This is a genomic window from Bradyrhizobium sp. (assembly GCF_049586575.1).
Taxonomy (GTDB): domain Bacteria; phylum Pseudomonadota; class Alphaproteobacteria; order Rhizobiales; family Xanthobacteraceae; genus Bradyrhizobium.
In genome coordinates, this window is the sequence record NZ_JBAVCF010000148.1 from 1 (window position 1) to 20,407 (window position 20,407).

Here is a 20,407-nt window from a genome sequence, read left to right on the forward strand (position 1 = left end):
GCGCCCTTCTGCTCGGGTGGAAATTTCAATACCGGTTCAGCCATAGCGCGATTCTTTCCTTGCATCTTCTTCTGCAGCCGCAATCGCATTGCGGACGTTTTCCTTGATTGCCTCTAACTGGGCGAGAAGCCGGTTCGCGTCCGACGCGCTGATGCCATCAAGCGCAGTTGCGGTCAGCTCGGACTTCAGGCCGGTCAGCTTGGCGAGCAGCGGCCGCGCCGCCTTGCGCAGGTAAAGCCGATTGACGCGGCGATCGCTGTCGTCGCTGCGGCGCTCGATCCAGCCATTGGCGCAGAGCCGGTCGATCAGACGCGTCAGCGTAATCGGCTGCATCTCCATTTGTTCGGCGAGTTCCGTCTGTTTCATACCCTCGAAACGCTCGACCTTGGCCAGCACCGCCCACTGCGCGCGGGTAATGCCGTAGCGCGCGGCCTGCCGGTCGGCATAGGCGCGCACCAGCCGCTGCAACTCGCCGAGCGTAAACAGAAAATTCATATCCACGGGGCCGCGGGGCATGATGGGTTCCATCGATAAGCTTTGGATATAATAAGCTTGCTTATGAATTTTTAAACGGCCGCGCTAATTTTTAATTCCCGGGCTGCTGCGGCCCTGCCCCCTCAAATCGGCATGGCTAAGCAACCTCTAGGGCAGTGTCGCCGCGAGGTTTTCCGCGCTACGGGATTTTGGTTCATCCTGCAAAATGCTAGGTTGGCTCAATGACCTCGGCCAAACCGACATTCCCTGCCCCCGACCATGATCATGGACGCTGCACAGCGGATGCCATGCGGCATGCCGAACGGATATGCGCACGTCACTCGCAGAAGTTCACGCCAATCCGGCGCCATGTACTGGAGGCGCTGTTGTCCAGCCACCGGCCGCTCGGCGCTTATGAAGTCATCGAAGCCTTGGCGAAAACCATGCAGCGTCCGGCCCCGATCACGGTCTATCGCGCGCTCGATTTCCTGATGGAGAACGGACTCGTCCATCGCATCGAAAGCCGCAACGCGTTTCTGGCGTGCGCGCACGACCATGACGAGACCGCGATGGTAGCATTCCTGATATGCGAACGTTGCGGCTTGGTCGGTGAAATACCGGTGGCGCCAATCGCCCAAAGCCTTCAAACCTCGGCGCGCGCGACCGGATTCACGCCGCGGATGTCGATTGTCGAAATAACCGGCGTCTGCGTCCACTGTCAGAATTAACAAGACCTCATGAGTTCAGAAAAATTGCCGACCGGTGGCCCAATTCTAGCATTCGCCCCCCTTTGCAGCGTGCCCTTTTGCGAATGTTGGAATCAAAGGACCACCAGCAAAAAATGGATTCGAGTGGAGTTTCGGATTTGACATTCGCTTATCGGACTCGCGGCTAGATGCCAGCGAATGTCAAATCCACTCCACTCGTATCGGCGGAGCGATCGCTCAGCCCGCACGCAGTTGCATTGATGCTGATGCTGTGCGTGAGCTGGGGATTCAACCAGATCGCCGTCAAGCTGGCGCTGCCCGACATCCCGCCGCTCCTGCAAGGCACGATACGCTCGATCGGCGCCCTGCCCGTGCTGCTGTTGATCGCCCGCTTCCGCGGCGTGAAACTCTTCAGCCATGACGGCACGCTTTGCGCCGGCCTTTTCGCTGGCGTGCTGTTCGGATGCGAATTCGTGCTGATCTATCGCGGGCTGTTGTTGACGTCGGCTTCGCGCGCGGTGGTCTTTCTCTATACCGCGCCGTTTTTTGTCGCGCTGGGTTCGTATCGATGGCTGGGCGAGCGGTTGCGCGCCTCGCAATGGGCAGGGCTCGCCTTGAGTTTTGCAGGCGTTGCGCTCGCAATCGGGGTCCCCCAGGCCAATGTCGATGCCGATGTGCTCTGGGGTGATCTCCTGATCGTCGGCGGCGGCGCGCTGTGGGCGGCTACCACCTTGCTCGTCAAGGCAACCCGGCTGATCGAAGCCCCGCCCGAAAAAGCGCTGATTTATCAAGTGGCCGTATCGATCCCGATCCTGGCCCTGGCCGCCTTTGTTTCCGGCGAAACCATGACCCGCTTTCCCGGCTCCCTAGCGGTCTCGCTGATGGTCTATCAGGCGGCATGGGTGGTGGGATTAACGTTTTTGCTCTGGTTTGGGCTGGTCAAGACCTATTCGGCCAGCAAATTGTCGGCATTTACCTTCATCACCCCTTTGTTTGGCGTCGTGGCTAGCTATTTCATCCTGCATGATACGCTAACCCCGGTATTTGGCGCCGCGGCGCTTCTGGTGATCGCCGGGCTTTACCTCGTTAATCGGCCTAATCCCGGAGTCACGGTTCCCATTGATCCGTTGCTGACTGTCACAAAAACCTGATATTCGAGACCCCATGAACCAGCCCGTAAAACCGCCCGAAAACGACGTCGCCGGCCCCCAGGCGCGGCATCGAACAACGCAAGTCATGGTCGGCAATGTCGCCGTCGGCGGCGGCGCGCCGATCGTCGTGCAGTCGATGACCAATACCGACACCGCCGATATCGAGGGCACCATCGCCCAGGTCGCGGCGCTGTCGCGCGCGGGCTCGGAAATGGTGCGCATCACCGTCGACCGCGAGGAAGCCGCCGCCGCCGTTCCGCATATTCGCGACGGCCTGCGCAAGCGCGGCATCACGACGCCATTGATCGGCGATTTCCATTACATCGGCCACAAGCTGCTCGCGGACTATCCGGCCTGCGCCGAGGCGCTCGACAAGTACCGGATCAATCCCGGTAACGTCGGCTTCAAGAACAAGCGCGACACGCAGTTCGCCGACATCATCGAGATCGCCAACAAGAATAACAAGCCGGTGCGCATCGGCGCCAATTGGGGCTCGCTCGATCAGGAGCTGCTCACCAAGCTGATGGACGAGAACACGGCTTCCGCCAATCCGCGCGATGCGCGCGCGGTGACCCGCGAGGCCATGGTGCAGTCGGCGCTGTTGTCGGCGGGGCGCGCGCAAGAACTCGGCATGCCCAAGAACAAGATGATCCTGTCGGCGAAGGTATCCGCCGTGCAGGATCTGATCGCGGTCTATCAGGAACTCGTCCGCCGCTCGGATTACGCCATCCATCTCGGGCTCACCGAGGCCGGCATGGGCTCGAAGGGCATCGTTGCCTCGTCGGCTGCGCTCGGAATCCTTTTGCAGGAAGGCATCGGCGACACCATCCGGATTTCGCTGACGCCCGAACCCGGCGGCGATCGGACGCTGGAAGTGCAGGTTGCGCAGGAACTGCTGCAGACCATGGGCTTCCGCACCTTCGTGCCGCTGGTCGCGGCCTGTCCCGGCTGCGGCCGCACCACCTCGACCACGTTCCAGGAGCTGGCGCGTTCGATCCAGGATTTCATCCGCGATGAAATGCCGAGCTGGAAAACGCGCTATCCCGGCGTCGAAGAACTCAACGTCGCTGTCATGGGCTGCATCGTCAACGGTCCCGGCGAATCCAAGCATGCCAATATCGGCATCTCGCTGCCCGGCACCGGCGAGGCGCCGGCAGCACCTGTATTCGTTGACGGCAAGAAGTTTCGCACCCTGCGCGGACCGACCATTGCCAACGACTTCAAGGCGCTGGTGATCGACTACATCGATCAGCGTTATGGCGCGGGCGCCAAGCCGACCGCGGCTGCGGAGTAAACTTCGCGCGGCCGGACGCACGGGCGGCGGCGTTCGGGGAGACCAGATGATCAAGCGGCGCGCGTTTCTGGCCGGCGCATGGGTGCGGTAACCTTGGGAATCCGAACAACCAAGGCCGCCGATGCTAGCGACAATTCGCTCTCTGGCACCTTCGCCGAAATCCCCGGCGTAAAACTTTGGTTCACGGACAGCGGCGGCGCAGGCGTCCCGCTCGGTTTGCTACATGCGAACACCGGCACCAGCGCAATTTGGAGCGAGGCCAGTCCTCGACTCCGTCACACCATCATGTGAGGGACGACCGCCCGCAGGGCCAAGAGGCCCGCTACCCCATCTGCGGGTGCAATGGGCACGGGGCATTCCCCACGCCCTCTGTTTTCGGGGGCGGATCCCTCTGTTTCGGGGGCGGGTCGGATCATGCACAACTCGGACGCGGATCGCGCCGCGAGAACAAGTTGCGTTGACGCCTCACCGGTCCTGCGCCAAGCTTGTGCCAAAGCAGATTTCCCGGAGGATCCCCCATGCTCCGCGCGGAAGACAACAGGTTCCTCACCGAAAGCGGCGCGGGAACACCGATGGGCGAACTGCTGCGGCGGTTCTGGCTCCCGGTGTTGCTCTCGAAGGAATTGCCCGAGCCGGATGGCGCCCCGAAAAAGATCGTCGTGATGGGTGAGGAGTTGCTGGCCTTCCGCGACAGCCGGGGCGTGGTCGGTGTCATCGACCAGTATTGCCCGCATCGCGGCGCCAATCTCTGGCTCGGCCGTAACGAGGAATGCGGCATCCGCTGCGTCTATCACGGCTGGAAATTCGACACCGATGGCCGATGCGTTGACATGCCGACCTCCTATCCCGATCTCAACGCCAGGGATTTGATCCGCATCAAGTCCTATCCGGTACGCGAATGGGGCGACATGGTGTGGGCCTATATGGGACCGGCGGGCGCGGTGCCGGAATTGCCAGACCTGGAGATGGCGCTGGTGCCGCCCTCGCACCGCTACGTCACCAAGAAATGGCAGGACTGCAACTGGGTGCAGGCACTCGAGGGCTCGATCGATACCGCGCACTTCACTTTCGCGCACTTAAGCTTCGACAAGGAAGAGAACGAAATCCTCGAAATCAAGAAACACTTCGTCAATCCGCTGGCGCGCATGAACACCGACCAGATGCGCTGGATCGCCGAAGACCCGCGCCCCGTCATCAAGACCGTCGCCCATGACGCAGGACTCGTGATCGCGGGCGGCCGGCTTACCGGCAGCGACAATATCTACTGGCGTATCGCTCAATACCTGATGCCGGTGCATAGCTACGCGCCGAGCTCGATGCCCGGCGAGAATATTTTTGGCCAGAGTTTTATTCCCGTCACCGACACCAATTGCTGGATCTACACCTATGCGTGGAATCCCGAGCGCCCGCTGACGTCAGCCGAGCGCGAAGGCTACACCAACGGTAACGGCGTGATGGCCGTGGTCGACGAGAATTACGTGCCGCTGCGAAACAAGTCCAACGACTATCTGATCGACCGCAAGCTTCAGAAAACCAGGAGCTATACCGGCATCCAGGGCGTCTCGGAGCAGGACGCGGCCGTGCAGGACAGCCAGGGACCGATCGCCGATCGCAGCCGCGAGCATCTCGGGCCGACCGATCTCGGCATCATGCATTTTCGCAAACTGATCATGGATACGGCGCGCGCGCTGCTAGCGGGCACGCCGCCTTCGCATCTGACGCATCAGGATCGCTACGCGGTGCGCTCCGGCGGTTGCGTGACACACAAGGCCAAAGACCTGGCGGCTGTAATGGTGGAGCGATTTGGCGATGCCACCGGTTATGTCGGCCGGCGACGCACTGCGGCTGCGGAATGAAAGTTTTTGGCAAGATGCGCTTGATCCCTCCCCCGCGAAAGCGTCGGGAGGGAAGGCCGAAGCGAAGGCCAGGGTGCGGAACCCGCGCCGACCCTCCCCACAAGGGAGAGGGATAAGAGAGAGCCATATGCAATCGCCTCGGCACGCAACGACTTTTAACAAACAACGGAAAACCCCATGAGCTGGCAGCCCTCCAACGATCCGATCCTTGGCGATCCCCTGTCCTGCGACGCGCTGGAGCTTGTGATCGTGCCGCGCACCCGCGACCTTGGCGACGGATTTGAGGTCCGCCGCGCGTTGCCGCACGGCAAGCGGCAGATGGTCGGCCCCTTCATCTTCTTCGACCATTTCGGACCGGTGCAGTTCATGTCGGGCAAGGGCATGGACGTGCGCCCGCATCCCCACATCGGGCTGGCGACCGTCAGCTATCTGTTCGACGGCAGCATCATGCACCGTGACAGCGAGGGCAATGTCAGGGAAATCCAGCCGGGCGCGATGAACCTGATGACGGCGGGGCGCGGCATCGCCCATTCCGAGCGCACGCCGGACCTGCAACGCCGGACCGGCCAGAAGATGCTCGGATTGCAAAGCTGGATCGCGCTACCGGCTGGCAAGGAAGAAATCGCGCCGACGTTCCAGCATTACGCGGCTGCCGATCTTCCGGTCGTCAGAGATCACGGCGTCACCGCGCGCGTCATCGCAGGCAGTTCGTTCGGCGTCACATCGCCAGTCACGATGGTCTCTCCCTGGTTCTATGTCGAGGTGACGGCGGAGCAAGGCGCCAGCGTGCCGCTCGATGCCGATCACGAAGAGCGCGCCATCTATATCGTCGATGGCGCGGTCGAGATCGCCAATGAGCGCTATGAAGGGCCACGCCTCTTGGTTTTTCGACCCGGCGACCGCATCACGGTCAAGACGTTGAAGCCGACACGCATGATGTTTCTCGGTGGAGATGCCCTCGAGGGGCCGCGTCATATCTGGTGGAATTTCGTGTCATCCAGTAAAGAGCGGATCGAGCAGGCCAAGCAGGACTGGAAGTCCGGCCGCTTTGCTGCCGTCCCCAGCGAGCACGAATTCATTCCGTTGCCGGAGTGAGCCGTCTCGATCCCGATCTTGTAGGCGCGTGTTTCGCGTGTGACCGTCTTCGAAGGTAAGGTTTCATGACCACCATGCTTGCGAGCGACCTGCCCTTGCCACGTATCGGCCGCGGCAAGGTTCGCGATATTTATGCCGTCGGCGACGATCGCGTGCTGCTCCTGACCACCGATCGCATCTCCGCCTTCGACGTGGTGATGGCCGAGACGATCCCGATGAAGGGCGCGGTGCTGACCCAGATCAGCGCCTGGTGGTTCAACCAGCTCGGCTCTGTCGTGCCGCATCACATGATCAGCGCCGACGCCGACGCCATTATCGGCGAAGTCCCGGCGTTGAAAGACCACCGCGCCTCGCTTGAGGGCCGTGCGATGTTGTGCAAGCGCACCACCGTATTTCCGATCGAATGCGTGATCCGCGGCTATCTGTCGGGCTCGGCCTGGAAGGAATATGCCGCGTCCGGCACGCTCGCAGGCGAGAAGCTGCCGTCCGGTTTGCTGGAAAGCGGCAAACTCGAGCCGGCGATCTTCAGCCCGGCCACCAAGGCCGAAACCGGCCACGATGAAAACATCACGGTGGCGCGGATGCGCGAGATCATCGGCGAGGAAGCGACGAATACGCTGGAGCGCATGACGCGCGCGGTCTATTCGCTCGGCGAACGGCTCAGCCGCGAGCACGGCATCATCATCGCCGATACCAAATTCGAATTCGGCCGCGACGCCGATGGCGGTATCATCCTGATTGACGAGGTGATGACTCCCGACAGTTCCCGGTTCTGGGCGGTGGACGTCTATAAGGCAGGTCAACCGCAGCCGAGCTTCGACAAGCAGCCGCTGCGCGACTATCTCGATATCGAACGCCGCGCCGGCCGCTGGAACGGCGAGGCTCCGCCGCCGCCGCTGCCCGCAAGCGTGGTAGACGCGACCAGCCAACGCTATCTCGATGCCTATCGCCGCGTCACCGGCCACGAGTTGAAGAGAGCCCATCGGTGACGACGACGGTCAGGGAGATGACCGATTCCGAATTCGGCATCGTCATCGACTATTTCTTCAAATCGACCCCGGAACATCTGGAAACACTCGGCGTCGACCCCACACGCCTGCCGACCCCGGACAGCTGGCGCGAGCGTTTCCAGCGCGACCGGGCGAGGCCGATCGAACAGCGCGCCTCGCTTGTCGTCATCTGGCTTGGCGATAACCAGCCCCTCGGCTTTTCGACGTCCGACAAGATCGCCTATGGCGAACAAGCCAACATGCACCTGCACGTCGTCGACCCTGAGCGCAGAAACCGGGGCTACGGCGCCGAATGCGTCCGGCAAAGCGCCGACATCTATTTCGAGCGGCTGAAATTGAAGCGCCTGTTCTGCGAACCGAATGCTTTCAATGTCGCGCCGAATCGCACGCTGCAAAAAGCGGGGTTCAAATACCTGAAGACGCACATGACCGTGCCGGGCCCGCTCAATTTTCACCAGGCGGTAACGCGCTGGGTCATGGAGCGCCAGGCTTGCGGCCGCAAAAATTGACCTTGTCTCCACATGTCGCACTCGTCTACGACTGAGGACAGTGTTTCGGGGGAAACGCAGGCGTGACCACTCAGTCGATCAGTCTCCGTCCGAAGCGCGCGCTACGTGCGATGCTGAAGGATATTCTGGGCGGCAGCGCCGCCAGCGTTTTGACCGTCACCTTCGGACTGTCGTATGCGCTCCTGATCTTCGCTGGACCGCTTACGCCTTTTCTATCTTATGGCGTCGCCGCGACGTTCATCTCATCCGCCATCCTCGCCGGTGTGATCGCAGCCGGAAGCTCGCTGCCCTTTGCCGTTTCGGGGCCTGAAAGCTCGACCGCAGCCATGACAGGCATCCTGGCTTCGTCCATGGTGGAGCGCATCGTGGCGGCCGACCCGTCCGCGCCGTTGCTTGCACCGGTCCTGATCACGCTTGCCATGGCGACCATCCTGACCGGCCTCGTGCTGTGCGGCTTCGGAATGACGCGCATGGGCCGCGCGATCCGCTATGTGCCCTATCCGGTGGTCGGCGGGTTTCTCGGCGCAACCGGCTGCCTGATCCTGCTCGGCGCGGTTCGCGTGATCACGGGCTATCGACTGCAATTTGCAACACTCGGTCAGTTCGGAGATCTACTCACGCTGTCCAAGCTCGCGGCCGCCTGTGCCATGGCGCTGATTCTTTATATGACCTGGCACCGCTCTCGCTCGTCGTTTGGGCTGCCGGCCATTCTTATCGGCGGCGTGATCGCGGCCCACGTCGTGTTCCGGCTGGCCGGCCTGTCGCCGGTGGAGGCACAGGCCGCCGGCTGGACCTTTCAGCCGCCACCCGGCGTGACCTTCATGTCACCGTGGAGCGTCGATGCGCTTCGGGCGTATCCCTGGCATCTGCTGCCGGACCTTTCCGGCAATTTGATTGCCGTCATCTTCGTCACGGCATCGAGCACGCTGTTCAATGTCACCGGCATCGAAGTCGCGACACATCGTGAAGCCAACCTGGAGCGCGAGCTCAACATCACCGGCCTTGCCAACATCCTCACCGGCGCTTTCGGAGGCTACCCCGGCTGCGCTTCCATCAGCCGTTCCGTCCTCAACTTCAACAGCGGCGGCACCGGCCCGCTGTCGGGGCTGACGGTAGCGGCGATCTCGCTGCTGATGCTGGTCTTTGCTCCCTCCCTCCTCGGCTATATGCCGAAATTCGTGCTCGGCGGCCTCCTGATCTATCTCGGCGCCGACGGGCTCCACAAATGGATCATTCAGTCGCGGCGGCGGCTTTCCTTCACCGAATATCTGTCGCTGCTGGCGATCATCGTCATCATCGTGCAATGGGGTTTCATTGCCGGCATCCTGATCGGCGTCGTCATCGGCTGCGCGACCTTTGCCTTGAGCGCCTCGCGCATCGATTCCATCAAATTCAGTTTCGATGGTTCCGAATACCGAAGTTCGCTCGATCGCTCCCGCGAGGAGCTGACGGTGCTGTCGGCGCATGGCGGCAGCATCCAGGGCCTGAACCTGCAAAGCTATCTGTTCTTCGGCTCGGCCAATCGGCTCTATCAGCATGTCAAGGCGCTGCTGGCGCGTCACCCGGAATGCCGCTTCCTGCTGTTCGACTTCAAGCTGGTGACCGGTATCGACTCCTCCGCGGCCTATAGTTTCGCGCAGATCAAGCGCACGGCGAGTGACCGCGGCATCAGGCTGGTTCTGGTCAACCTTCAGGCGTCGACGGAAAAGACGCTGCGTTCGAGCGAGTTCGTCTCGCCGGACGTCAGCATCGTGCCGGAGCTAGATCACGCCCTGGAGTGGTGCGAGAACGAGATCATTGCGCAGCATGAAGGCCGCGACGACGAGGAAGCCTCATTGCGCGACTGGTTTGTGCGCATTCTCGGATCCGAGGAAGGCGCGATGGAACTGATCCATCGTTGCGAGCGCCTGGAGGTCCGCGCCGGCGAGATTATCGTCAACGCCGGCGATGCCGCCAATTCCATGCATTTCATTCTCGACGGGCGCGTTGGCGTCATGATCCCGGCGGGCGACGGCGGCCTGACGCGAGTGCGAAGTCTCGGCCGTTACACCACCGTCGGCGAGATGGGCCTCGTGGCCCGCGCCCCGCGCAACGCCACCATCCAGGCCGAGGTCGCAAGCGTACTTTATGTCCTGAGCGTCGACCAGTTCGAGGCGATCAAGACCGAAAACCCGGCGCTCAGCCAGAAACTGCTGACATATTTCGTTCTGGTGATGGCCGAGCGGTTGACCTTTGCCAATCGCCTGATCGGCGTCCTACGCCGGTAGGTCGCGTCTATTATGATCAAAAACATCCGAGCCTGCGCGTTGAGAACGCGGCCGTTACGGCTTATTATCGCTGGACGTATCCGGGTCAAATTCACGCTCTCTCCGGAACACGGGGGAACATCATGCGCGAATTTTGGTTTGCCGCAACCCTTGCCGCCAGCGCGACGTTCGGAGCCTGCTCGCCCGCACTGGCGCAAGACGAAGCGGACCAGAAGCTGGGCAAGGTGCATTTCGCGACAACCTGCAACGAGGTCGCGCAGCGGCGGTTCGACCGCGCCATGCGTTACCAGCATTCGTTCTGGTATGCCCAGTCGAAGGAGATTTACGAGGAGGCGATCAAGGCTGACCCCGATTGCGCCATCGCCTATTGGGGCATCGCGCTGTCGCTGCTGAACAATCCGCACAGCGCAATTCCCGCGCCCAATCTCCCGCTCGGGCTCGCGGCAATCGATAAAGCCAAAGAGACCGGCGCGAAAAGCGAGCGCGAGCGCGATTATATCGATGCGCTGTCGGTGATGTATGTCGACTACGACAAGGTCCCGCAGCAGACGCGCGTGCAGTCATACTTGAAGAAAATGGAAGCGCTCGCCGCGAAATATCCCGACGACGACGAGGCGCAGATCTTCTATGCCATCACGCTGAATGTAGCCGCCTCACCTGCCGACAAGACCTACGCCAACCAGCTCAAGGGCGCCGCGATTCTCGAACCGATCTGGCAGCGCCAGCCGCTGCATCCGGGCATAGCCCACTATCTGATCCACCTTTACGATTATCCACCGATCGCGGCCAAAGGACTGCCGGCGGCGCTCCGCTACGCCAAAATTGCGCCGCAGGCGCCGCATGCTCAACACATGCCGTCGCATATTTTCACACGCGTCGGCTACTGGAAAGAATCGATTGCGGCCAATCGTGCTTCGGTGCGCGCGGCCCAGGCAACCCACGAAGCCGGCGAGCAACTGCATGCCGGGGATTATCTGGTCTACGCCTATCTGCAACTTGGACAGGACCGGGAGGCACGTAGCGCCGTCGATCAAATCGAGACCACAAACGTAAGTGCCGATTCCTTTGGGGGCGCTTTTTCTCATGCCGCTGCCCCTGCCCGCTATATGATCGAACGGGGCGACTGGAAGGGTGCAGCCCAGCTCGACGTCATCCAGAGCAAGTTTCCTCAGGTGATGGCGATCACTTACTTCGCGCGCGCAATCGGCGCGGCCCGCTCCGGCGACGTTACGGCTGCGCGAGCCGACCTCGCCAAGCTTGTCGAACTTCGCGATCGCTTGCGCGCGGCCAAGAGCGATTATTGGGCGACGCAGGTCGATGTCGAGCAGCAGATCGCAAACGCCTGGATCCTCTACGCCGACGGCAAATATGATGACGCGCTGAAGGCCATGGCAGCAGCGGCGGACGCCGAGGACAACAAGACCGAAAAAGCGCCGGTCACGCCCGGGCCCTTGGCGCCGGCGCGTGAGTTGTATGGCTTCATGCTGCTCGACCGCGGCATGGCCAAGGAAGCGCTTGCCGCTTTCGAGGCGACAAAAGCCAAGGAGCCGAACCGTTTCAATGGCTATCTCGGTGCGGCCAAAGCAGCACAGGCACTTGGCGACACGGCGACCGCGAAGACCAATTATGAAAAGTTGGTTGCGCTTGCATCAGGTTCGGATTCCGACCGGCCAACGCTTGCCGCGGCGCGGGCTTTCGTCGCAAGCAACTAGAGCTCCGATTCCGAAGTTCGCACGGTATCGCGGCAACCTCCGATGCGAGCTTCGGAATCAAAGGAGCTCTAGTAACTTATTGGTTCTAGTGCGGCCTTGAATTTGAAGTTCCTCTAAAGCGATTGCCGCAACACTGATAGGAACTTCAAATTCGCCGCACTAGTGGAGTGGATTTGACATTCGCTACCCATCCGGGTGCGAGCTCTTCAGGCGAATGTCCAATCCGAAACTGCACTAGAAAACTTATATTTGCTAGTGGTCCTTTTGATTCTAACATTCGCAAAAGTGACCGCTGAGAAGGGATGCGAATGTTAGAATTGGACCACTAGCGCATGAGCGGAAGCCGAACCACCGCTGTTGCCGTAATCCTGGGCCTTACGCTCGGTGCGTTCGCGGGCCTGTCGGCATTTTTTGGCTGGCCGATGCTGGTTCAGAGCAAGGCACTGACACCCCCGAGCCATCCGAAGTTCACGGAAATTCGGTGGCCGTTTCCAACCGACGAGTGGGGCGAGGGCAAAGCCTTTCGTTGCGGGTCCGCCGATTGCGGCGTCGAGGTCGACGTCTACATCCGCCCCAAGATCGGCTTTTGCAATTGCCTGACCGGCGTCTCGGATGACAACGAACTCGACCGCCTGAGCGACTTCAACCTGATGGGCGACAAGCCTGCCGTCCTGGGTCCCGGCCACGAGATCAAGATTGCATGGATGAAGGGCCGCAGCCGCGCCTACACCGTCACCGAGCCCTATCACGCCGCAAGTTCGGTCTTGGCGATTGCGTTCAACGATCGCTGCGATGCCATTGTCGCAACCGCAACCATTGCGCATGACGGCCCCAAGGCGCTTGAGCCCAGTGTCATCGCATTCCTCAACAGCGAGGTTATCGTGCACTGGGCCGAAGTGACGCTGGGGCTTTAGGGCTTTGATCCTGACGCAGCCTCGTTGCCGGCGAACGCCGTCAGATGCCCGCCATCATCACATATTTGATCTCGAGATATTCTTCCATGCCGTGGTGCGAGCCCTCGCGGCCGAGGCCGGATTCCTTGACGCCACCGAACGGCGCGACCTCGGTCGTGATCAAACCAGAGTTGACGCCGACCATGCCGGACTCCAACGCTTCCGCCACCCGCCAAACGCGGCCGAGATCACGGGCGTAGAAATAGGAGGCGAGCCCGAACGGCGATTTGTTGCACATCGCAATCACGTCGGCTTCTTCCTTGAAGCGGATCACCGGTGCGACCGGCCCGAAGGTTTCCTCGCGCGACACCAGCGCATCCGCCTTCACGTCGGCGAGCACAGTGGGCTCGAAGAAGGTACGGCCGAGCGAGTGGCGCTTGCCGCCGGTCACGACCTTGGCGCCGCCTTTGACGGCGTCCGCGATATGCCGCTCGACCTTGTCTATCGCTTCCATGTTGATCAGAGGCCCTTGGGTGACGCCCTGTTCGGCACCGTCGCCGATCTTCATCGCCGCGACCTTCTTCGAGAGTTTCTCGACGAACTGATCGTAGATCTTGTCCTGGGCGTAGATGCGATTGGCGCAGACGCAGGTCTGGCCCATGTTGCGATACTTCGAGACCATCGCGCCTTCGACCGCGGCATCGATATCGGCGTCGTCAAACACCACGAACGGCGCGTTGCCGCCAAGCTCGAGCCCGAGCTTCTTCACCCCGACCGAAGCCTGCTTGTAGAGAATCTTGCCGACCTCGGTCGACCCGGTGAAGCCGACGAAACGCACCGCGGGGTGCTCGCAGAGCACGAGCCCGATCGGCGGCGCATCGCCGGTGATGACGTTGAAGACGCCCTTTGGCACGCCTGCTTTTTCGGCCAACGCCACCAGCGCCAATGCGGAAAGCGGCGTTTCATTGGCAGGCTTGAGCACCACGGTGCAGCCGGCCGCAAGCGCCGGCGAAACCTTGCGGGTGATCATCGAGCTCGGGAAATTCCAGGGCGTGATCGCGCCACACACACCGATCGGCTGCTTGATCGCGATCAGTCGCGCATCGCTCTTCTGGGTCGGAATGGTCTCGCCGTAGACGCGGCGCGCTTCCTCCGCAAAAAACTCGACATAGGCGCCGCCGATATCGACCTCGCCAAGCGATTCGAACAATGGCTTACCCTGCTCCGAGGTCAGGATCAGCGCCAGATCCTCGCGATTGGCGACGATCAGCTCGAACCATTTGCGCAGGATATTCGACCGCTGCTTGGCCGTGAGCTTCGCCCAGGCCGGGAACGCTCGCTCAGCAGCCTCAACCGCGCGGGTCGCGTCGGCGGCGCCTAACTGGGCGATTTTCGCAAGCTCGACGCCGGTGGCGGGATTGATCACCGGGAATTCGGGCTGCCCGACCCAGGTGCCATCGATGTAGCACTGCTCGCGCAGCAACGAGGGATCCTTCAGACGATCCCGCAACGTCCGGGCGGAGGATTGGGACGCGCGTGCAGCGGCGGTCGGGGTCATGGCGCAACTCCTCAAATTTTCTGATATTGGCTTTCACGCGGGGATATAGGCCGAAAACAGCCGCGATGCACCGCCCGCGCTTAGACAAACGCTATCAAACAAATTTGCAAGGCAAGGAACGAGGGGTCGCGAGGCGGCTTATTGGCCGCAATCAGGCAGCGCCGCTCATATAGGTTTCGCGTCGGCCGATCATGCGGTCCGCCGCTGCCTTGGCGTCCGCCTTGGTGGACGTTGCGCAGGTGCGATATTCGAGATCTGGCGTTTTCGCAGGTCCACGGCGGCTGAACCACGATCTGGAACCGGCAGGCAACAGCGCCAACGCCTGGGCAACGTTATCGGCGGCGCCAAAAGAGTGCAGCGCGCCGGTTGCGGCAAAGCGAACTTCGTAAATTCCGGGCGAGATCGGAGCTTCGAGGTTTTCGCCGCGCCCAACGCGCGGGTATCGTTTCCATTCGCTCCAGGTCGAGATCATCACGTTTCCTTTTACGCACCCACCCCCGGTTCATTTGATCCAATCGAGGGCTAGATGCAACATTCATGCTGCATTTTTGCTTTGATCTGAACGCATTACTGGGAAGTTGGTTGCGCGCCCCGTCGCTTCGATGGCGGCATTGAACCTGATGCCGCCATCAATGCGGCGAGATTCGTCGAAAATTATGGCGGTTTTGCCTTGATCCACAGGCTGATTGAGCGCCGATCACGAGATCGCGACCCGCTCTTGCGGCATGGAACCCGCGGGAGGAAGATTAACCGCTTCAAAAAATAACCTGGAGGAACCCCATGCACAGCAAAGCCCAGATCGACCAGATCTTGCGCCAGAAAAGCGATGCCTTGGAAATTCCCGGCGTCGTCGCCGTAGCCGCCACCGGCAAGGAGGTCATTTATCAAGGCGCGTTCGGCAAGCGCGACCTGTCCAAGCCCGACAACATGACGACGGACAGCGTGTTCTGGATCGCCTCGATGACCAAGGCAGTCACGACCGCGGCTGCGATGCAGCTCGTCGAGCAAGGCAAGCTCTCCCTTGAGGCGCCGATCGGCAAGCTGCTGCCCGATCTTGCCGCGCCGCAAGTGCTAGAGGGGTTCGACGCCAAGGGCGAACCGAAGCTACGCGCCGCCAAAAGCCCCATCACCCTGCGCCAACTGATGACCCACACCGCCGGCTTCTGCTACGACATGTGGAACGGCGACATGGGGACGTATCTTGCGAAGACCGGCATCCCCGGCATCATCACCTGCCAGAATGCCGCGTTGAAAACGCCGATCGCCTCGGACCCCGGCACACGCTGGGAATACGGCACCAATATCGATTTTGTCGGCAAAGCGGTGGAAGCCATCAGCGGGAAAAAGCTGGACGCTTATTTGCGCGACCATCTGTTTGCGCCACTCGGCATGAACGACACCGGCTTCAAGTTGACGGATTCCATGCGCAGGCGGCTCGTGGGCATGCATGCGCGCGCGGCGGACGGAAAGCTTGAGACTTTCCCGTTTGAGCTCGAACAAAATCCGGAATTCCACATGGGGGGCGGCGGCCTTTACGGCACCGCGGGTGATTACATCAAGTTCACCCAGATGATCCTCAACAAGGGCCGAGGCAACGGCAATCAGGTACTCAAGCCTGAAACCGTGGCCACCATGAGCCAGAACCATATCGGCGATCTCGTTGTGACCAAGATGGTTTCGGCGGCGCCTCCTTACACCAACGACGTCGATCTTTATCCAGGCATGGTCAAGAAATGGGGGCTTTCATTCCTGATCAACACCGCCAAAACACCCGAAGGCCGCAGCGCGGGCAGCCTAGCCTGGGCGGGTCTTGCCAATACCTATTTCTGGATTGATCCGGCGCGCGACATCGCCGGCGTCATCCTGATGCAGGTGTTGCCGTTTGCTGACGGAAAATGCCTGGAGGCCTTTGCAGGATTCGAACGTGGCGTCTATGCGGGGCTCGATGCCGCAGGCCAAAAGGCGGCGTGACTTCATTGTTCCTCTCCCCGCTCTCAAGCGGGGGAGAGGAAATATTGCATCAAACCGGCAGGCCGTATTGCCGCGCCAGTTCCTTCAACGAGACCTGCGGCCGAGCGCCGATATGCTGAATGACTTCGGCCGCGGCGAGCGCGCCGAGGCGCCCGGCATTCTCATGGCCGACGTCGCGCGAAAGGCCGAACAGGAAGCCCGCCGCGAACAGATCGCCAGCACCCGTGGTATCGACGATTTTTGTGATTGGAAACGCCGGCACCGCCATCACGCCTTCCTTTGAAGCGATGACGCAACCCTTTTCGCTTCGCGTCACCGCTGCAAGACCGATGTCGCTGCGCAACTGCTTCAGCGCGGTTTCGAAATCAGACGTTTGGTACAAGGAATGCAGCTCGGCCTCATTGGCGAACACCAGATCGACCGTGCCGTTGCGCATAAGCTCGAGAAACTCGCCGCGATAGCGGTCGACGCAAAACGAATCCGAAAGCGTGAGCGCGACCCGGCGGTTTGCCTTGTGCGCAATCGCCGCGGCCTTCACAAAGGCTTCTTTGGCGCTCTTGGGGTCCCATAAATAGCCTTCGAGATAGACAAACGCTGAAGCGGCGATCTGATCGGCGTCGATATCGGCCGGTATCAATTCCTGCGCCGCACCGAGATGGGTGTTCATCGTGCGCTCGCCGTCGGGCGTCACCAGAATGTAGGAGCAGCCGGTGGCGGGGCCGTTCGTTGCGGGCCTGGTCTCGAAGGCGACGCCGGCGGCGCGGATATCGTGGGTGTACAAACGGCCGATTTCATCGTCCCTGACCTTGCCGACGTACGCGGCGCGGGCGCCCAGGCTTGCGATACCGACAATAGTGTTCGCCGCCGAGCCGCCCGACATCTGGGTCGCCGGTCCCATGTCGCCATAAATCGCGGACGCGCGATTCTCGTCGATCAGCGACATGCCACCCTTTGTCATGCCATGACGGCTCAGGAAACCTTCATCGGTCTGCACCAGGACATCGAAAATGGCATTGCCGATCCCGAGTACGTCGTATTTCGCTGCGGTCATGTATCTGTCCTGAGGAGGCGTTCAAACCGGTTGATAGGTGGTAAGCCGCCTATCACGATCCCCGCGCCCATAGCAAACTCAAATCCACGGCTCTGCTATAGAGAATCCGATGATTCGATCATTCGTCACGGTATCGACGGGGACGCTGGCCTCGCGCCTGCTCGGCTTCGCGCGCGACGCGATGGTCGCAGGCTTGCTTGGCGCGGGTCCGGTCGCCGATGCGTTTCTGATCGCGTTTCAACTCGTCAACGTCGCGCGCAGGCTGTTGACGGAAGGCGCCTTGAATAATGCGCTGGTGCCGATCTGGCTTGCTGTGAGGGAGACCAAGGGCCTGGCGGCAGCTAGCGCCTTTGCCGGCCGCGTGCTCGGCACCATCAGCGCAGCGCTGATTGTGGCGACCGCGGCGGCTGGCCTTTTGATGCCTTGGATCATCACGGCATTAGCGCCCGGTTTTGCCGGAGAAGCGACGTTGCATCTTGCGGTGGATGACGCCCGCATGATGTTGCCCTATCTGGCCTTCGCGGGGCCAGCGACGGTGACGATGGCGCTGTTGAACGCGCAAGGCCGCTTCGCGCTGACGGCGTTCGCGCCGCTGTTGTTCAATGGTGTCCTGATCGCCGTGATGATCGTCCTGGTTCTCAAGCGATGGGATGCATCTGACGCGGCGCTCGCGATCGCCGCCACCGTCGGCATCGCGGGATTGCTGCAATTGTTCATCCTGATCCTTCGATCGCGCGGCAGTCATTTCGCAACACCGCTACGCGTGGCCTTCGATTCCGAGATGCGCGGCTTTCTCGCCAGGGCCATCCCCGGCATGGTCGCCGGCGCCGGGCCGCAATTGCTCATTGTTGCCGGCGCCATCGTAGCATCAGGCTCGCCCTCGGCGGTGTCGTGGCTTTATTTCGCCAATCGCCTGATCGAACTTCCGCTCGGCATCGTCGGTGTCGCCGTCGGCGCCGTGTTGGTGCCGGAACTGGCTCGCGCTGTGCAGACCGGCGATGGGGATGCGACGCACGCCCAATCGCGTGGTCTCGAACTCGCGGTAGGCCTCGCTCTCCCGGCGACGCTCGGGTTGATGGCGCTGAGCGCGCCGGTGGTGCGGCTTCTGTTCGAACACGGCGCCTTTGCCGCAACGGATACCGCGGGCACCGCCCAAGCGCTGGTGTGGCTGGCGCTCGGCCTGCCGGCCCAGGTGCTGATCAAGGCGCTATCGCCGGCATTCTTCGCCCGCGGCGACACCGTCACTCCGTTATGGGCAACCCTCAAGGGCCTTGCGGTAACGGTCGTCCTGGCGATCGTGCTCGGCCGATTGTTCGATGTCCGGGGTATCGCGGTCGCAATCGCGCTAGGCGCCTGGAGCAGCGCGCTAGTGTTGATCCGGCACGGCCTCCGGACGTCAGGCTTCCCGATCGATACCGCGGCGCGAAGCCGGCTGCCGCGCATCGTGGCGGCCGCGCTTGCGATGGGCGGCCTGCTCTGGCTCTCGGCCCCGTTGGCGCTGGCATCGACGGCAAATGCGTCCGCACTTTTGCATCTCATCGTGGTGGCCGCGCTGATTGCAGGCGGAATGGCGATTTATGGCCTGTTTCTGGCTCTATTCGGTGTGATCCGCTGGGTTGACGCGATCAATTCGCTCCGCCAAACCGGGGCCTGAAAGCTTGCGCGGCTGAGACTTGCATGGCAATGGACGGCGCCGAGCGCGCTTCCGGCGGTAACCGGCGCGATGTCGATACAAAGGCTTTCGGAAACTGGCCATGACGATTGTTGAACGTGTTTTCTCAGGCGTGCAGCCGACCGGTAATCTGCATCTCGGCAATTACCTCGGCGCGATCGTCAATTTCGTGAAATTGCAGGAGACTTATAACTGTCTCTACTGCGTCGTCGATCTGCACGCGATCACGCAAGGCATCGACGTCTGGGGCGGCCCGGCGGAGCTTGCGCGCAACACCCGCGAGGTCACCGCGGCCTTCATTGCCGCAGGCATCGATCCGAAGAAGCACATCGTGTTCAACCAGAGCCAGGTCACCGGCCACGCCGAGCTCGCCTGGATTTTCAATTGCGTCGCGCGCGTCGGCTGGCTCAACCGCATGACCCAGTTCAAGGAGAAAGCCGGTAAGGACCGCGAGAACGCTTCCGTTGGACTTTACGATTATCCGGTGCTGATGGCCGCGGACATTCTTCTGTATCGCGCCACCCATGTACCCGTCGGCGAGGACCAGAAGCAGCACCTCGAACTTTCGCGCGATATCGCGCAGAAGTTCAACAACGACTTCGGCGACTCGATCCGCGGCCACGGCTTCAATGAAGGTTCGTTCTTTCCGCAACCCGAACCGCTGATCACGGGTCCGGCGACACGGGTAATGAGCTTGCGCGACGGCACCAAGAAGATGTCAAAGTCCGACGCGTCGGATAATTCTCGCATCAACCTCACCGACGATGCCGACACGATCGCGCAGAAGATCCGTAAAGCGAAGACCGACCCCGAACCGCTGCCGTCGGAAGAAAAAGGCCTGGAGAGCCGGCCCGAGGCGGACAACCTGGTGGGAATCTATGCCGCGATGGCGGGCCGCACCAAGGCCGACGTCCTCGGCGAATTCGGCGGCGGACAGTTTTCCAGCTTCAAGAATTCGCTGGTCGAGCTCTGCGTTGCAAAGCTATCGCCGATCGCTTCCGACATGAAACGGCTGGTGGCGGACCCCGGTTATGTCGACAGCATCCTGGTCGACGGCGCCGACCGCGCGCGGGCCATCGCCGACGAAACCATGAAGCTCACACGAGACATCGTCGGCTTCGTCCGGAAGCATTAGTTCGATAATCGTAATTCAAAATGCCGCGGCGCACCCTAGTGGATGCGGACTT

Annotated in this window: 17 protein-coding genes; 13 read left to right on the forward strand and 4 right to left on the reverse strand. The window is 61.5% G+C overall.

Annotated elements, in window-relative coordinates:
• Positions 1–36: 36 nt before the first annotated feature.
• Positions 37–516 (reverse strand): MarR family winged helix-turn-helix transcriptional regulator, encoded by a 480-nt coding sequence (locus WB528_RS05310; RefSeq protein WP_423887378.1) that lies wholly within the window; start codon positions 514–516, stop codon positions 37–39.
• 200 nt (positions 517–716) lie between these two features.
• Between WB528_RS05310 and WB528_RS05315 the strand changes: the two genes are divergently transcribed.
• The 10 genes from WB528_RS05315 (at position 717) to WB528_RS05360 (ending at position 12,989) form a co-directional block, all read left to right on the forward strand.
• Positions 717–1,202 (forward strand): Fur family transcriptional regulator, encoded by a 486-nt coding sequence (locus WB528_RS05315; RefSeq protein ID WP_423887379.1) that lies wholly within the window; start codon positions 717–719, stop codon positions 1,200–1,202.
• Between the two features lie 167 nt (positions 1,203–1,369).
• Positions 1,370–2,332 (forward strand): DMT family transporter, encoded by a 963-nt coding sequence (locus tag WB528_RS05320; RefSeq protein ID WP_423887380.1) that lies wholly within the window; start codon positions 1,370–1,372, stop codon positions 2,330–2,332.
• 13 nt (positions 2,333–2,345) lie between these two features.
• Positions 2,346–3,626 (forward strand): flavodoxin-dependent (E)-4-hydroxy-3-methylbut-2-enyl-diphosphate synthase, encoded by a 1,281-nt coding sequence (ispG, locus tag WB528_RS05325; protein WP_423887381.1) that lies wholly within the window; start codon positions 2,346–2,348, stop codon positions 3,624–3,626.
• A 518-nt stretch (positions 3,627–4,144) separates the two neighbouring features.
• A complete protein-coding gene (locus WB528_RS05330; protein ID WP_423887382.1) occupies positions 4,145–5,482 on the forward strand; it encodes a Rieske 2Fe-2S domain-containing protein in 1,338 nt (445 codons plus the stop codon).
• Positions 5,483–5,659: 177 nt separating this feature from the next.
• Positions 5,660–6,577: a pirin family protein gene (locus WB528_RS05335; RefSeq protein WP_423887383.1), complete on the forward strand. Its 918-nt coding sequence runs from the start codon at positions 5,660–5,662 to the stop codon at positions 6,575–6,577.
• A gap of 65 nt (positions 6,578–6,642) precedes the next feature.
• Entirely contained in the window at positions 6,643–7,566 is a 924-nt protein-coding gene (locus tag WB528_RS05340) for a phosphoribosylaminoimidazolesuccinocarboxamide synthase (RefSeq protein ID WP_423887384.1), read from the forward strand.
• Positions 7,563–8,096 (forward strand): GNAT family N-acetyltransferase, encoded by a 534-nt coding sequence (locus WB528_RS05345; protein WP_423887385.1) that lies wholly within the window; start codon positions 7,563–7,565, stop codon positions 8,094–8,096. The genes WB528_RS05340 and WB528_RS05345 overlap by 4 nt, the downstream gene beginning before the upstream one ends.
• 110 nt (positions 8,097–8,206) lie before the next feature.
• Complete coding sequence (locus WB528_RS05350; RefSeq protein WP_423887412.1) at positions 8,207–10,363, forward strand: SLC26A/SulP transporter family protein; 2,157 nt, start codon at positions 8,207–8,209, stop codon at positions 10,361–10,363.
• A gap of 122 nt (positions 10,364–10,485) precedes the next feature.
• Positions 10,486–12,075, forward strand: coding sequence for a hypothetical protein (locus tag WB528_RS05355; protein ID WP_423887386.1), 1,590 nt, complete (start codon positions 10,486–10,488; stop codon positions 12,073–12,075).
• 332 nt (positions 12,076–12,407) lie between these two features.
• Positions 12,408–12,989 (forward strand): hypothetical protein, encoded by a 582-nt coding sequence (locus tag WB528_RS05360; protein WP_423887387.1) that lies wholly within the window; start codon positions 12,408–12,410, stop codon positions 12,987–12,989.
• A gap of 40 nt (positions 12,990–13,029) precedes the next feature.
• Here WB528_RS05360 and WB528_RS05365 read toward each other — a convergent pair whose 3' ends face one another.
• Together WB528_RS05365 and WB528_RS05370 are read right to left on the reverse strand one after the other, a co-directional pair.
• The gene (locus WB528_RS05365; RefSeq protein WP_423887388.1) at positions 13,030–14,526 is read right to left on the reverse strand and encodes an NAD-dependent succinate-semialdehyde dehydrogenase; all 1,497 of its coding nucleotides are present in this window, start codon (positions 14,524–14,526) and stop codon (positions 13,030–13,032) included.
• A 151-nt stretch (positions 14,527–14,677) separates the two neighbouring features.
• Positions 14,678–14,998, reverse strand: coding sequence for a hypothetical protein (locus WB528_RS05370; RefSeq protein ID WP_423887389.1), 321 nt, complete (start codon positions 14,996–14,998; stop codon positions 14,678–14,680).
• A gap of 308 nt (positions 14,999–15,306) precedes the next feature.
• On the opposite strand from WB528_RS05370, the gene WB528_RS05375 reads away from it, so the two are divergent.
• Complete coding sequence (locus WB528_RS05375) at positions 15,307–16,497, forward strand: serine hydrolase domain-containing protein (RefSeq protein ID WP_423887390.1); 1,191 nt, start codon at positions 15,307–15,309, stop codon at positions 16,495–16,497.
• Between the two features lie 49 nt (positions 16,498–16,546).
• Here the strand turns inward: WB528_RS05375 and WB528_RS05380 are convergent, their stop codons facing one another.
• Positions 16,547–17,548, reverse strand: a complete 1,002-nt coding sequence (locus tag WB528_RS05380; RefSeq protein WP_423887391.1) for an adenosine kinase — start codon at positions 17,546–17,548, stop codon at positions 16,547–16,549.
• A 109-nt stretch (positions 17,549–17,657) separates the two neighbouring features.
• Between WB528_RS05380 and murJ the strand changes: the two genes are divergently transcribed.
• Together murJ and trpS are read left to right on the forward strand one after the other, a co-directional pair.
• Positions 17,658–19,202, forward strand: coding sequence for a murein biosynthesis integral membrane protein MurJ (gene murJ, locus WB528_RS05385; RefSeq protein WP_423887392.1), 1,545 nt, complete (start codon positions 17,658–17,660; stop codon positions 19,200–19,202).
• Positions 19,203–19,302: 100 nt separating this feature from the next.
• On the forward strand, positions 19,303–20,355 hold the full coding sequence (gene trpS / locus WB528_RS05390; protein WP_423887393.1) for a tryptophan--tRNA ligase: 1,053 nt from the start codon (positions 19,303–19,305) through the stop codon (positions 20,353–20,355).
• Positions 20,356–20,407 lie beyond the last annotated feature (52 nt).